We start from the raw sequence: 13,368 nt of genomic DNA on the forward strand, positions 1-13,368 counted from the left end.
CGGTGTGTCGATCTTGGCAACGAATGATCTTGGTGCACAAGCGCATTCGCGTCCTTGCCGGTGTCTCCGCGACGTATCGTTTTAGCACGAACAGGACCGCCGGACCCCGACCGGGCCGTCCGATCGGGTAGGCGTGCGCGGCCACGAGGAGGCAGCGGTGATCACCCCTACCGTCAACGGAGTACAGGACTACATCGACGCCGAGGAAGTCGAGTACGTCGACGTCCGCTTCTGCGACGTCCCCGGCATCCAGCAGCATTTCTCGATCCCGGCGAGCATGTTCGGCCCGGAGCTGGTCGAGGACGGCATCGCCTTCGACGGCTCGTCGGTGCGCGGCTTCCAGGCCATCCACGAATCCGACATGCTGCTGCTGCCGGATCTGCGGACCGCGCAACTGGATTCGTTCCGCACCGCCAAGACCCTCAATATCAGTTGTTTCGTGCACGACCCGCACACCCGCGCCGCCTACAGCCGTGACCCGCGCAATGTGGCCCGCAAGGCCGAGGAATACCTGCGCTCCACCGGAATCGCCGACACCGCCTATTTCGGTCCCGAGGCCGAGTTCTACATTTTCGACACGGTCCGTTACGACACCACCATGAACCGGGCCTTCTACGAAGTGGATTCGTCGTCGGCGGACTGGAATACCGGCGAGAAAGTCAATCCCGACGGAACTCCCAACCGCGGCTACAAAGTCCGGCCCAAGGGCGGCTATTTCCCCGTCGCCCCCTATGACGCCGACGTCGATCTGCGCGACCGCATGTGCACGCACCTGCAACAGGCCGGATTCGAACTGGAGAAGGGCCACCACGAGGTCGGCACCGCCGGACAGGCCGAGATCAACTACCGGTTCAACACCCTGCTCGCCGCCGCCGACGACCTGATGCTCTACAAGTACATCATCAAGAACACCGCCTGGGCGGGCGGCAAGACCGTCACCTTCATGCCCAAACCGCTCTTCGGCGACAACGGGTCCGGCATGCACGTGCACCAATCCCTGTGGAAGGACGGCGCCCCGCTGTTCTACGACGAGGCGGGCTACGCCGGACTGTCGGACCTGGCCCGGCACTACATCGGCGGGCTGCTGCACCACGCGCCGTCACTGCTGGCCTTCACCAATCCGACGGTGAACTCCTACAAGCGTCTCGTCCCCGGCTACGAGGCCCCGGTGAATCTGGTCTACAGCCAGCGCAATCGCTCCGCCGCCGTGCGAATCCCGGTGACCGGCAGCAATGCCCGCGCCAAACGCCTCGAATTCCGCTGCCCCGACTCCTCGGGCAACCCGTACCTGTCCTTCGCCGCCATGATGATGGCCGGACTGGACGGCATCATCAACAAGATCGAGCCCGCCCTGCCCGTCGACAAGGACCTCTACGAACTCACCCCCGAGGAATCCGCCGAGGTCACCCAGACCCCCGCCGGCCTCGAAGCGGTCATCGACCGCCTCGAGGCCGACCACGACTACCTCACCCAGGGCGGGGTGTTCACCGAGGACCTCATCGACACCTGGATCCGCCTCAAGCGCGACACCGAGATCGCCGAGATCAACCTGCGCCCGCACCCCTACGAATTCGAGCTCTACTTCGACGTGTAGAGCCCGGCCAGAGCGCGCGGGAGCGGGCCCCGGTGCAGGACGCCCAGGCGCTGGGTGGCGCGGGTGAGGGCGACATACAGTTCGGCCGCGCCACGCTCGCCGTCGGCGAGGATGTGCTCGGGTTCGACCACCAGGACGGCGTCGAACTCGAGGCCCTTGGTCTCCGAGGCGGGGACCGCGCCCGGCATGCCGGGCGGGCCGATCACGATGCTGGTGCCCTCGCGGTCGGCCTCGTCGCGGACGAATTCCTCGATGGCGGCAGGCATCTTGTCGGTCGCCAGCTGCCGCGCCCACGGCTGGACGCCGCAGGCGCGCACCGACTCCGGCGGGATGACGTCGGGGGAGAAGTCGGCGAGCACGGCCGCGGCGACCGCCATGATCTCCGCGGGGGTGCGGTAGTTCACGGTCAGCGAGCGGTACTGCCAGCGGCCCGGAACGTACGGGTCCAGCATCGCTCCCCACGACGTCGCGCCCGCCGCCGACCGGCGCTGCGCGAGATCGCCCACCACGGTGAAGGAATGACCCGGGCAGCGGCGCATCAGCACCCGCCAGTCCATCGCCGACAGCTCCTGGGCCTCGTCGACCACGATGTGCCGGTAGGTCCAATCCCGGTCCGCGGCAGCGCGTTCGGCGAGTTCGCGGGTGTCGCGTTCGAGGAAACGCTCGGCCAGGTCCTCGCCGTAGAGCATGTCGGTGGCGAACAGGTGGTCCTCGTCGTCCATATGGTCGGCGCGGCTCACCAGCAGATCCAGCACGCCCTCGGCATAGGCGGCCTGCGCCTTGCGTTCCCGCTCGGCTGCGGCCTCCTCGGCGGAGGTGTCGCGGCCCAGCAGGTCGGCCAGCTCGTCGAGCAGCGGGACATCCGAGACCGTCCACGCCTCGCCCTCGGCCCGCCAGAGCGACTGGTCGGCGCCCGCCGCGCGCAGGCGGTCGGTCGACGACAACAGTTCCGCCAGTAGCTGTTCCGGCGTGAGCGCCGGCCACAGCTCGTCGAGCAGGGCGGTGAAGCCGTCGTGCTCGGCGAGCTCGGTGCGCAGGTCGGTGCGCATGTTCTCCCACGCCTCGCGGTCCTCACGGGTGAGCCAGCCCTGACCGATGCGGGCGATCGCGCGCTCGGTCAGCGCCCAGGTGAGCACCTCCACGAAAGTGGCGCGGGCCAGATTGTGCGGCAGGCCGCTCTCGCGAGCCTCCGACCGCGCCCAGTCCGCGATGTCCGCGCCGATGCGGACCGTCACGTCCGAGAGCTCCAATGCCACGGGCTCGGACGGCACCCGCTGCCGGTCCGCGATGGCCGCTTTCAGAACCTCGAGGATGCCGAGCGCACCCTTGAGCCGCGCCACCTCCGGAACGTCTTCCGCGGTCGCGTGCACGCCGGGCATGAGATCCGCGGTGGTGGTGAACACCACGTTGGTCTCGCCCAGCGACGGCAGCACGCGCCCGATGTGCTTCAGGAAGGCCGTATTCGGGCCCACCACGAGCACGCCGTTGCGCTCCATCTGCTCGCGCTGGGTGTACAGCAGATACGCCACCCGGTGCAGCGCCACCACGGTCTTGCCGGTGCCCGGCCCGCCCTCGATCACCAGCACACCCGGGTGATCGAGCCGGATGATCCGGTCCTGCTCGGCCTGGATCGTCGCCACGATGTCGCGCATGCCCTCACCACGGGGTGCGTTGACCGCCGCCAGCAGCGCCGCGTCACCACGCTCCCCGTCCCCGGGACGGCCGAACACCTCGTCGGTGAAATCCACCACATCGCGCCCACGCGTGTGGAATTGGCGACGTCGGCGCATATTCTCCGGGGTCGCGGCGGTCGCGGTGTAGAACGCCTGCGACGCCGGGGCGCGCCAATCCTGCAGCAGCGGCTCGAATTCGTTGGTCTCGTCGTAGATGCCGATCCGGCCGATGTAGGCGTGCTCACCGGTCTCGCTGTCGAGACGGCCGAAGCACAGGCCGTTGTCGGCCACACCCAGCCGGGTCATCTCCTTGGCCAGCGCCCGCGCCTCGGCATCCCGCTCCACCAGCACCGTCGCATTGCCGCGCACGGTCAGCGTCTCGCCGTACCGGCCGCGCACCCGCGCCCGCTCGGCGTCCAACCGCCCGTACAGCCCGGCCACGTACTCGCGCTCGGAGCGCAGTTCGTTCTCGTATCCCTGATCAGACATCAGCACCACACCTTCCGCCCAGCCGGTCCCCGGCCGCCGCCCACGCGCCATTCGCGCAGGCCGCAGCCCTCGGCCAGCGATTGTGCGCCACCACGGGGGCCTTGCCGCAAGCCCCCCACTGCGATATATGTTGAAAGGGGAGAGAGATACAGCCCTCCCCGATTCCCCTTCCCACAGCCGCTACACGGCCGTCGGCCGCTGCCCGCCCGACACCAGGTACGTGATGTCCTTGTCGCCGTCGGCCCACTGCGCGGTCATCACCATGACCTCGACCTTCCACGCACCGGTCACCAGACGCAAGCCGATCCGGTAGGTGCCGCCCAGCGTCCAACGCGGCGAACCGAGCGAATTGGCCGGCACCTGCACGCGCTCACCCGCCAGCCCCGGCGCTCCGAAACCGCTTCCGAAATCGTCCTACGAGACGCGCCGAGAGTAGTTGCGGGTTCGTTCGGTGTGTTGTCGTTAGATTGGGGGCAGGACGGATCGGCCGCGACGCGAGAGTGGCCCGCAGGGAGGCGGGTTCGTGTCGAGGTGCGGGAATACCGTTGTGACACAACGTGCCACGCGAATGACAACGCGTGGTCATGTGGGGTGGCGTCAAACTATGACCTTGACCTCAGTGACCGCGCGGGGTCGTGGTGCGGTCATACGATCCGGGGCTGACATATGCGGGAAGGCGAGTAGGCCATGGATCGAAATGCGTTCGTCGAGGTGATGAACGAGGCGAGCGGCATGCTGGAGACCGGCCGGGCCGAGGAGGCGCTGGCGCGGTTGTCGGCGTTCGACGACGAGCTGGCCGGGGTCCCCGATCCCAAGGAATACGGCTGGATCGTCTCCTACCGCTTCCGATCCGCCTTCGCCGCGGGCGATTACGCCCAGGCCCTGCACCTGGCCGAACACGGCCCGGCCCGCTACCCGGCCGATATCCCGCCCGCCACCCTCGCCACCATGTACTCCATGGCCGTCGAGGCCGCCACCCAGCAGGACCTGCCCGACAGCGCCGTCCTCATGGCCGACCGCTGCATCGACCTGCGCCGGGCCCATGGCGAACACGCCGAGGTACTGATGGCGGCCATGACCGCCTGCACCCTGCTCGGCGACATCGAAAGACACGACCTGGCAAGTAGATATGCGCAACTGCTGATCACCGAGGGCGTCGGCCACGACGACTACCGCGGCTACGGGTACTACGCGCTGTGCGCCGCCATCGAACAGGGCGTCGGCGGACACCTGATCGACACCCTGCGGGCCGGGCGCGAATGGCTCGAGACCCAGGACAACGAATTCGCCCGGGTGGCACTGGAATATCTGCAGACCGCGCCCGCCCTGCGCGACCCGCTCGCCATCGACCTCGGCCTCGAGGACCCGCTCCGCAACGGCGCTCCGCTGATCGAACCCGGCGCCATGCTGCCCGAACCGGGCGCACTCTTTCCTGAACCGGGCGCGCTGTTCCCCGAACCGGGCGCACTGTTCCCCGAACCCGGTCCGGCATTCCCCGAACCCGGCGCGGCACAGCCTGATCAGGCGTTCTCGCCGCTGGAACCCGCTGGCGCGCAGCTCGAACCCGGCGTGCCGGGAGCCGATTTCGGTGCCGCGCAGTCCGGCCCGGTGCCCGGCCTGCCGCCGCTCGACCCGGCCGCCGCGTCCGATGCCATGGCGACCCAGTACCTGCGGGTCGGCGACGGCGCGCCGCAGCTCGCCGCGGGTCCGGCGCAGCCGCCCGCCGAGCAGCTCGCCGGTGGTGCGACCGCCGACGCGCTGATGGACGCCAACCGGCCGGGTATCGCAGCCTCCGCCTACCGGGCGCTGATCGACGACGCCGTCGGCACCGGGCGGCCGGACCCGCTCATCATGGGCAAGGCCACCCTGGGCCTGCTCACCGCGCTCATCTTCGACAATCGGGTCGGCGAGGCGCATTCGGTGTGGATCGACGAGCAGGGGCCCACCTACCTGGGCATCTGGTCGCTCGAGAACGGTCAGACCTCGGTGCACGACGCCATCGCCTACAACCTGGTGGCCGCGTTCCTGCACTCGCTGAGCAGCGGCGACCCGAACGCCGCCAACCACGCGGTCGACAGCCTCATGACCCGAAACGTGGAGTGGGCCTACGAGAACGACCGCCAGGTCGTCCCCGCCATGATCGGCAGCTGGCGGCGGCACCTGCTCGAGATCCACGGCGGCGAACCCGCCCCCGAATACCGCTGGCAGCTGACCCAGGCCGAACAGCGCTGGGGCGCGCCGATTCCCGACGGCGGTCTGTACTGGATGCGCCCCTACCGCTGGGTCGTCGACTGGCTGTGACCGTCGGGTCACCCGGCGTCTGATCGTGCCGGTCGGTACGTCCTGACCGTGCCGGTGACCGGGGGAGTCGGCGCCGCCGCCTAGGCTGGCGGCATGGCGACCGAAATCTGGCACAACCCGCAGTGCTCCAAGAGCCGCACGGCCAAAGCGGTGCTCGAGGAAACCGGCTCGGACTACGTCGAGCGCCGCTACCTCGACAATCCGCCCTCGGCCGAGGAAATCCGCGCCGCCCTGGCCAAACTCGGCCTCGAACCGTGGGACATCACCCGCACCGCCGAGGCCCAGGCCAAGGAACTCGGCGTCGCCTCCTGGGGCCGCACCCCCGCCGACCGCGACCGCTGGATCGAGGCCCTGGCCACGCACCCCCGCCTGATCCAGCGCCCGATCGTCTTCACCGCCGACGGCCGCGCCTTCGTCGCCCGCGACAACGAAACCCTCGACGAACTGCGCTGACGGCCGGCCTACCGGCCCGGAACCCGTGCTCGGCGCGGGTGGATTCGCATCGGGACAGCGAAACGCCCCGGCAAGGCAGCGGCCTTGCCGGGGCGAGTTGTATTCGGGGTGATCGGTCAGTTCAGGACGAAGACGGGGAATCCCGGTGCGATATCGGCCAATTCGGCATCGGTGGCGTCCTTGGTGACGCCCTCGAAGAAGCGGCCGACCTCCCAGCCCCAGCGGTCGAGGTAGGCGCGCAGGACGGGGATCTTGTCGGCGTCGGGGAGTTCGATGGCGGTGAAGGTCTCGGACTTGCGGCCCAGGCGCAGTTCGCCGGTCTTGGCGACCCGCAGGTTGCGGACCCACTGGGTGTGGCCGCGCGGGGCGACCAGGTAGCGGGCGCCGTCGACGGTCAGGAGATTGACCATGGTGGTGCGCCATTCGCCGGACTTGCGGCCGCGCACCGCCAGCAGCCGCGAGCCCGCGACGCTGATGCCGAGCTTGGGGAGCATGTTGAAGAAGCGGTTCATGTAGGGGTCGAGACCGGTGGGGCCGATGTAGCGGGTGGCGGCGGTGTGGGCGTCCATGGGATCTTCCTTCACTCTGCGAGAGCGGTGCTCTCTGTTGTGATCAGTGTGCATGCACGCCTCGCGGAATGTCAAGAGCAGTGCTCTCGAAATATTCGGGTGATCCGAAACGTGGCACACTATCGGGATGAGCGTCCCCCGAACCGCCCGCGCCCGGGCCAGAGCCGAGATCACCCGCGAGATCACCGACGCCGCGCGCCGGCAGCTCGCCGAATCCGGCGCCCCCGCGCTGTCGCTGCGGGCCATCGCCCGCGAACTGGGCATGGTGTCCTCGGCGCTGTATCGCTACTTCCCCAGCCGCGACGACCTGCTGACCACGCTCATCATCGAGGCGTACGACAGCATCGCCGACGCGGTCGAGAACGCGGTCGCGGCCGCGGACACGCCCCGGGCCCAGTGGCGGGGGATCTCGCACGCGGTGCGGGACTGGGCCAAGGCCCATCCGCACGAATACGCCCTGGTCTACGGTTCGCCGGTGCCCGGCTACCGGGCCCCGGAATCCACGGTCGGCCCGGCCTCCCGGGTACCGGTGGCCGCGCTGGGCGTGGTCAACCGGGCCTGGAAGTCGGCCAGTCTCACGGTGCCGGAGGGGCCGGTCGATCCGGTGCTGGCCGCCCAGTCCGCGGGCATCGCCGAGCAGGTCACACCCGGTCTGCCCGAGGTCGCGGTGGTCCGTGCGGTCATGGCGTGGACGCAGCTCTACGGCACGGTCACCTTCGAACTGTTCGGTCAGCTCGACAACAGCATGGACCCGGCCGGACCGTTCTTCGCCTACTCCGTCGAGGCCATGGCCGACTTCATCGGCCTGACCCGCTAGCGCGTCGAAAGGCGTTGCGCTACAGCTCGAACGGCGGCGCGCCGATTCCGGCGATGCGCAGATGGCCCCACGGGTCGCGCTCCTGGAGCACGCCGGGCGCCGGCGCCCGGCCCGGCACGGTCAGGAAGACCTGACCGCGACCGGGTTCGGGCAGCGTCGCGTCGTCGTCGGCGGAAACCTGCCCGTACCAATGGAACTGGCCGTCGGTCGGATCCAGCTGGCCGGTCAGCGCGACTCGCACCGCGACCTCGATGCCCGGGGCGTCCAGTAGTGCCGGACCCGAATAGTCCGGCGCCGGTTCGGGTTCGGTGAAGTCCTCCGGGTCGGCCCGAGGCCGGGGATCGCGGCGGCCCCGCCGGAATCTCACAGCAGACCTCGGCGCCGCCACACGCGCTTCCCGATCGGCCCCATCAGGCCCTGTTTGTCGAGGAACGCGCCGAGATTCGCCGCGCCCAGTCCGAGTGCGCGCCGCGAATGCGGGTTGGCGCGGGCCATCCGGCGCGCCGCCCGCCCGTTCTCGATGCCCGCGCGGGCGTACATGTGCCAGTTGGTCATCAGATGGACGAACAGGGGCGCGGCCACCGCGACACACAGTCGCGTGTAACGCATTTCGGTCTTCGACATCCCCGGCACCCGGTGTGCCAGGGCGTCGCGCGCGAACCCGATGTGCCGCGCCTCCTCGGTGACGTGGATGCGCATGGCCCGCGCGACCAAGGGCTGCAACTGCGGATCGTCGAGGGTGCGGCGCTGGAGCGCGTCGAAGATCTCCTCACCGACCAGCGCCCCCACCCAGACCATGGATCCGCGCAGCAGCTGCTGCAATGCGCTGATGGTCCAGCGCTCGAACCGGTTGGGCCAGTAGGGCCGCGCCTCGATGCGGTCGATGAGCTTGCCGAACATCATCATGTGCCGGCATTCGTCGCCCATCTCGATGAGCGTGTAGTGCGCGTGCCGCGAGGTCGGGTCGCCGGCCATGAGCTCGCGCAGCAGCAGGCGATTGAGCAGGTTCTCGAACCAGATGCCGACCGAGAGCACATTGGCGAGTTCCTGGCGGGAGAGTTCGCGGCGCTGCTCGGGGGTCATGGCGTCCCAGAGCGGGGTGCCGTAGAGGGAGATGACCTCGGGCGGCAGGAAGAGCTTGTCCGGATCCAGCGGGGCGTCCCAGTCCAGATCGACGACCGGGTCGTAGGACTTCTTCACCGATCCGGCCAGCAAACGCTGGGCGAAGGACTCGCGCCCGGCGAGGTCGCGCGCAGGTGTGGAGACCGCGTTGTCGCCCATGACAGCTCCCGACTATTACTGATACAGGCTGTTACACTCAGATTAGTGGTACAGGCTGTCACGGTCAATGCGGAGGTGGGTATCGTGAGGCGCGTGACCGGGACCCGACGCAGCAAACCCGCGCCGCCGGGCGCCGACGGCCGCAGTACGCGCTGGGACGATCACAAGGCCCGCCGCCGCGTCGAGATGCTCGACGCCGCGCTGGCCGTGATCGAGGAGCACGGCACCGAGATCTCCGTCCAGCAGATCGCCGACCGCCTGTCGGTTCCACGCCCGGTCGTCTACCGGCACTTCGACGGCCGCACCGACCTCGACGAAGCCATCCGCCGCCACATCCTCGACGGCCTCACCGCCGAACTCATGCCGCGCCTGCACCCCGACGGCACCGTCCGCGACCTGGTGCGCGGAGCCGTCGGCACCTACGTCGGCTGGGTGGAACGCCACCCCCAGCTGCACCGCTTCCTCACCGCCGCCGACCCGCACGGCGAATCCTCCACCGCGCTGGCCGGAGCCCGCGACCGCATCGGCGGGCGGCTCGCGGACCTGTTCGCCGACACCCTGCGCCGGTTCGGCATCGACCGGAACCGGGCCCGCCCCATGGCCTTCGGCACCGTCGGCTTCGTCGACGGCGTGGTCAACAGCTGGCGCGCGGCCCCCGGCCTGTCCTCGGAGCACATCGAGGGCATCCTCACCGAATCGGTGCTGTCGCTGCTCGAGGGCAATGCCCGTAGTCTGGACCTGCCGCTGACCCGCGACACCGTCGTCGCCGACCTGCTCTCGCGTACCGAGGCGGCGCGGGCGTGACGTCGATCGACCCGAGGACTCCGATGGCTGCACGCACTCTGGCCCGGCTGGCCGTGTTCACCGGAATCGCCGGGGCCGCACTGGCTCCGGCCGCCTCCGCCGGCGCCGGCGCCGACCTGCCCGCCGGACTGCACTGTGACGTCCTGGACTGCCGCAACGACACCGACACCGAATACGTGGTCTCCGGCTACATGCAGTGCGAGTACCACGACTCGGACGGCGGCGGCTCCTCCGGCAGCGAGCAGTTCGTCGATTTCGTGCCGGCGCATTCGCTCTACCGGCTCTCCTCCTGCATCGACGGCCAGGCGCCCTACCTGCGCTCCATCGACGAGGTCGACTAGCCCCGCACCCCGCCGGTGAGGGCCAGATAGCTGCGATTCCACAGCCACTCGACCGGCCCGCGCTCGAAGCGCCGCAGCCAGAAGTGCGCGAAGGTCAGCATGAGCGCGCACACCAGCACGTAGATCCCCACCGTGAACGGCACCCGGGCATTCGCCGACACCAGGCTCGCCAGGCCCAGACCCCAGCCGTAGCACAGGAATCCCGCCACCAGGTTCTGAAGGATGTAGCAGCTCAACGCCATTCGCCCGACCTCGCCGAAGCGGCGGCCCACCCAGCCCGGCCGGGGTCGATGCGCGTACACCTCGGCGACCAGGGCCAGCAGCCCCAGCGAGACCACGGGTGCGGTGCCGTAGCGGGCCAGCAGGATCAGATCGCCGCCGATCAGGCCCAGCGCCAGGTCGACGGGCGCGGCGATGCCGAACCCGATCAGCATGAGCCGCTTGCGGATTCGCGCGCCGCCCGGCTCGAAGATCCCGGCCCGGAACAGGCGCGCGCCCAGCAGGAACAGGGCGATGGACATCGGGAAGATGAGCAGCGGTTCGAGCCGGAACACCAGCAGGTGCTCCCACCGGAACGCCACCAGATCCCAGAACGAGCCGTCCGCGTACGGATTCGGATCCAGCGCCCGGCGCGGGCCGGAATCATCCGGCGATCCGACCGCGATCGCCACCGCGAACAGCGACAACAGCGTGATGTGCACGCTCGCCTGCGCGATGAGCCAGCGCCGCTGCGCCTTCGGACCGGTGGCCAGGATGAACGCCACCACCAGGCCGGTGACCGCGTAGCCCATCAGCACGTCGAACTCGGCGACGAGGAAGAAGTTCAGCAGGCCGTCGAGGAACAGCAGGCCCGCCCGCACCGGATAGCTGCCCGGCCAGGAGCGTCCGCCCCGCGCCGCCGATCGCTGCTGGATAGCCAGCCCGATGCCGAACATGATGGTCAGCAGCCCCAGGAACTTGCCCTGCGCGAGTTGCTGCAGGAATCGCTCGATCCACAGCCACGCCCCGTGCGGCTCGTCGCTGCGCGCGATGTAGCCGAGCAGCCCTTCGGCATTGGTGAAGATCCAGACATTGGTGCCCAGGGTGCCCAGGATCGCGATGCCGCGCAGCACGTCGAGCGCGGCCACCCGGCTCGAAACAGGCTGGGCGGGTACGGGGTTGGGGTCGTCGGCGACGGCGGTGACCGGGTGCGGCGGGCGGGGGAGGGGAGCCGATTCGACCATGCAGGTGATTGTGCCGTCGCGCCGGTCCCGGGCGGATCACCCGCGAGGACGATCCGGCATACGACTCGCGAATGAGACCGACCCGGACAGTCCGGCCGCGTCCGGGCCCGCCTTTCGCCTAGGCTCGAAGCCATGCAGCGCATCATCGGAATCGAGGTCGAGTACGGCATTTCGACGCCGACCGAGCCGTCAGCCAACCCGATTCTCACCTCCACCCAGGCGGTGCTGGCCTACGCCGCGGCCGAGGGCGTGCCGCGCGCCAAGCGCACACGCTGGGATTACGAGGTGGAATCGCCGTTGCGCGACGCGCGCGGTTTCGATCTCGGCAGGCTCAACGGGCCCGCGCCGGTGATCGACGCCGACGAGGTCGGGGCGGCCAATATGATCCTCACCAACGGGGCCCGCCTCTACGTCGACCACGCCCACCCGGAGTACTCCGCGCCCGAGGTCACCGACCCCCTCGACGCCGTGATCTGGGACAAGGCCGGTGAACGCGTCATGGAGGCCGCCGCCCGCTACGCCTCCAGCGTGCCGGGCGCGGCCCGCATGCAGCTGTACAAGAACAATGTGGACGGCAAGGGCGCCTCCTACGGCACCCACGAGAACTACCTGATGAGCCGGGAGACCCCGTTCAATCAGATCATCGTGGGCCTGACCCCGTTCTTCGCCTCCCGGCAGGTGGTGTGCGGTTCCGGGCGCGTGGGCATCGGCCAGTCCGGTGACACCCCCGGTTTCCAGCTGTCGCAGCGCGCGGACTACATCGAGGTCGAGGTCGGTCTCGAGACCACCCTCAAGCGCGGCATCATCAACACCCGCGACGAGCCGCACGCCGACGCCGACAAGTACCGCCGGCTGCACGTCATCATCGGCGACGCCAACCTGGCCGAATGGTCCACCTACCTCAAGGTCGGCACCGCCTCGCTGGTGCTGGACATGATCGAGGCCGGTGAGGACTTCTCGGATCTGCAGCTGGCCCGCCCGGTCACCGCCGTGCACACCATCAGCCACGACCCGACTCTGCGTGCCACCGTTGCCCTTTCCGACGGCCGCGAGCTGACCGGCCTTGCGCTGCAACGCATCTACCTCGACCGGGTCGAGAAGTTCATGGACCGCACCGGAAACGACGACCCGCGGGTGCTGGACGTCATCGAGAAGTGGGCCCACGTGCTCGACCTGCTCGAGCGCGACCCGCTCGAGTGCGCCGACCTGCTGGACTGGTGCGCCAAGCTGCGCCTGCTCGAGGGCATGCGCTCGCGCGAGGGCCTGTCCTGGGCCGCCCCCAAGCTGCACCTGGTCGACCTGCAGTACTCCGACGTGCGCCTGGACAAGGGCCTCTACAACCGCCTGGTGGCGCGCGGCTCCATGCAGCGGCTGGTCACCGAGCAGCAGGTCACCGACGCCATGACCAACCCGCCCACCGACACCCGCGCCTACTTCCGCGGCGAATGCCTGCGCCGGTTCGGCGCGGATATCGCGGCGGCCAGCTGGGATTCGGTGATCTTCGACCTGGGCGGCGACTCGCTCGTGCGGATTCCCACCCTGGAACCGCGTCGCGGCACCAAGTCCCACGTCGGCAAACTCCTCGACGGTGTGCACACCGCCTCGGAACTGGTGCGCCAGCTGACCCACTAGGCCCACGTGAGAGGGGTACGGGAACTGAACCCCGTACCCCTTTTTCGTGTCCGCGACATGGCGGCGGAGAGATCGCGGGCACAGCACAATGACGTTTAATCCGGCATGTTGTCCCCGCTGGTGGGTACTGTTGACGGCACGAGCATCGGGTCTTCTCCGGTGCTCGCCGATGATCACAGAGGAGGTCGGCT

13 protein-coding genes are annotated in these 13,368 nt (G+C 69.3%); 7 read left to right on the forward strand and 6 right to left on the reverse strand.

Features of this window, described 5'->3' with window-relative positions; all coding sequences use genetic code 11:
- Positions 1-157: 157 nt before the first annotated feature.
- Entirely contained in the window at positions 158-1,594 is a 1,437-nt protein-coding gene (gene glnA / locus ABZ382_RS07530) for a type I glutamate--ammonia ligase (RefSeq protein WP_357085419.1), read from the forward strand.
- Here glnA and helR read toward each other — a convergent pair.
- Together helR and ABZ382_RS07540 are read right to left on the reverse strand one after the other, a co-directional pair.
- Entirely contained in the window at positions 1,579-3,756 is a 2,178-nt protein-coding gene (helR, locus tag ABZ382_RS07535) for an RNA polymerase recycling motor ATPase HelR (RefSeq protein WP_357085421.1), read from the reverse strand. The two genes, glnA and helR, sit on opposite strands and share 16 nt — an antisense overlap.
- Before the next feature lie 180 nt (positions 3,757-3,936).
- The gene (locus tag ABZ382_RS07540; RefSeq protein ID WP_357085423.1) at positions 3,937-4,122 is read right to left on the reverse strand and encodes a hypothetical protein; all 186 of its coding nucleotides are present in this window, start codon (positions 4,120-4,122) and stop codon (positions 3,937-3,939) included.
- Between the two features lie 321 nt (positions 4,123-4,443).
- On the opposite strand from ABZ382_RS07540, the gene ABZ382_RS07545 reads away from it, so the two are divergent.
- Together ABZ382_RS07545 and ABZ382_RS07550 are read left to right on the forward strand one after the other, a co-directional pair.
- Complete coding sequence (locus ABZ382_RS07545; RefSeq protein WP_357085425.1) at positions 4,444-6,057, forward strand: hypothetical protein; 1,614 nt, start codon at positions 4,444-4,446, stop codon at positions 6,055-6,057.
- Between the two features lie 93 nt (positions 6,058-6,150).
- Positions 6,151-6,510, forward strand: coding sequence for an arsenate reductase family protein (locus ABZ382_RS07550; protein WP_357085427.1), 360 nt, complete (start codon positions 6,151-6,153; stop codon positions 6,508-6,510).
- 116 nt (positions 6,511-6,626) lie between these two features.
- On the opposite strand, the gene ABZ382_RS07555 is transcribed toward ABZ382_RS07550, so the two are convergent.
- Positions 6,627-7,079 (reverse strand): nitroreductase/quinone reductase family protein, encoded by a 453-nt coding sequence (locus ABZ382_RS07555; protein WP_357085429.1) that lies wholly within the window; start codon positions 7,077-7,079, stop codon positions 6,627-6,629.
- Between the two features lie 127 nt (positions 7,080-7,206).
- Between ABZ382_RS07555 and ABZ382_RS07560 the strand changes: the two genes are divergently transcribed.
- Positions 7,207-7,896 (forward strand): TetR/AcrR family transcriptional regulator, encoded by a 690-nt coding sequence (locus tag ABZ382_RS07560; protein WP_357085431.1) that lies wholly within the window; start codon positions 7,207-7,209, stop codon positions 7,894-7,896.
- A gap of 19 nt (positions 7,897-7,915) precedes the next feature.
- On the opposite strand, the gene ABZ382_RS07565 is transcribed toward ABZ382_RS07560, so the two are convergent.
- Positions 7,916-8,263 carry a DUF4873 domain-containing protein gene (locus tag ABZ382_RS07565; protein ID WP_357085433.1) on the reverse strand — a complete coding sequence of 116 codons (348 nt, stop codon included), beginning with the start codon at positions 8,261-8,263 and terminating at the stop codon, positions 7,916-7,918.
- The gene (locus tag ABZ382_RS07570; RefSeq protein ID WP_357085435.1) at positions 8,260-9,177 is read right to left on the reverse strand and encodes a diiron oxygenase; all 918 of its coding nucleotides are present in this window, start codon (positions 9,175-9,177) and stop codon (positions 8,260-8,262) included. Before ABZ382_RS07570 ends, ABZ382_RS07565 begins: the two co-directional genes overlap by 4 nt.
- Positions 9,178-9,270: 93 nt before the next feature.
- Between ABZ382_RS07570 and ABZ382_RS07575 the strand changes: the two genes are divergently transcribed.
- Positions 9,271-9,981, forward strand: a complete 711-nt coding sequence (locus tag ABZ382_RS07575; RefSeq protein ID WP_357085437.1) for a TetR/AcrR family transcriptional regulator — start codon at positions 9,271-9,273, stop codon at positions 9,979-9,981.
- A gap of 23 nt (positions 9,982-10,004) precedes the next feature.
- Entirely contained in the window at positions 10,005-10,322 is a 318-nt protein-coding gene (locus ABZ382_RS07580) for a hypothetical protein (protein WP_357085439.1), read from the forward strand.
- Here the strand turns inward: ABZ382_RS07580 and ABZ382_RS07585 are convergent.
- Positions 10,319-11,545 (reverse strand): DUF418 domain-containing protein, encoded by a 1,227-nt coding sequence (locus tag ABZ382_RS07585; RefSeq protein WP_357085441.1) that lies wholly within the window; start codon positions 11,543-11,545, stop codon positions 10,319-10,321. The genes ABZ382_RS07580 and ABZ382_RS07585 overlap by 4 nt on opposite strands.
- Before the next feature lie 132 nt (positions 11,546-11,677).
- Between ABZ382_RS07585 and dop the strand changes: the two genes are divergently transcribed.
- Positions 11,678-13,177, forward strand: a complete 1,500-nt coding sequence (gene dop / locus ABZ382_RS07590; RefSeq protein WP_357085443.1) for a depupylase/deamidase Dop — start codon at positions 11,678-11,680, stop codon at positions 13,175-13,177.
- Positions 13,178-13,368 lie beyond the last annotated feature (191 nt).

The organism is Nocardia sp. NPDC005825 (assembly GCF_040630175.1).
GTDB lineage: Bacteria > Actinomycetota > Actinomycetes > Mycobacteriales > Mycobacteriaceae > Nocardia.

Excerpts from the sequence above, each read along its gene's own strand:
- helR (WP_357085421.1), bottom strand. The coding sequence starts at position 3,756 with ATGTCTGATCAGGGATACGAGAACGAACTGCGCTCCGAGCGCGAGTAC.
- ABZ382_RS07545 (WP_357085425.1), top strand. The coding sequence starts at position 4,444 with ATGGATCGAAATGCGTTCGTCGAGGTGATGAACGAGGCGAGCGGCATG.
- ABZ382_RS07550 (WP_357085427.1), top strand. The coding sequence starts at position 6,151 with ATGGCGACCGAAATCTGGCACAACCCGCAGTGCTCCAAGAGCCGCACG.
- ABZ382_RS07555 (WP_357085429.1), bottom strand. The coding sequence starts at position 7,079 with ATGGACGCCCACACCGCCGCCACCCGCTACATCGGCCCCACCGGTCTC.
- ABZ382_RS07560 (WP_357085431.1), top strand. The coding sequence starts at position 7,207 with ATGAGCGTCCCCCGAACCGCCCGCGCCCGGGCCAGAGCCGAGATCACC.
- ABZ382_RS07570 (WP_357085435.1), bottom strand. The coding sequence starts at position 9,177 with ATGGGCGACAACGCGGTCTCCACACCTGCGCGCGACCTCGCCGGGCGC.
- ABZ382_RS07580 (WP_357085439.1), top strand. The coding sequence starts at position 10,005 with ATGGCTGCACGCACTCTGGCCCGGCTGGCCGTGTTCACCGGAATCGCC.
- ABZ382_RS07585 (WP_357085441.1), bottom strand. The coding sequence starts at position 11,545 with ATGGTCGAATCGGCTCCCCTCCCCCGCCCGCCGCACCCGGTCACCGCC.
- dop (WP_357085443.1), top strand. The coding sequence starts at position 11,678 with ATGCAGCGCATCATCGGAATCGAGGTCGAGTACGGCATTTCGACGCCG.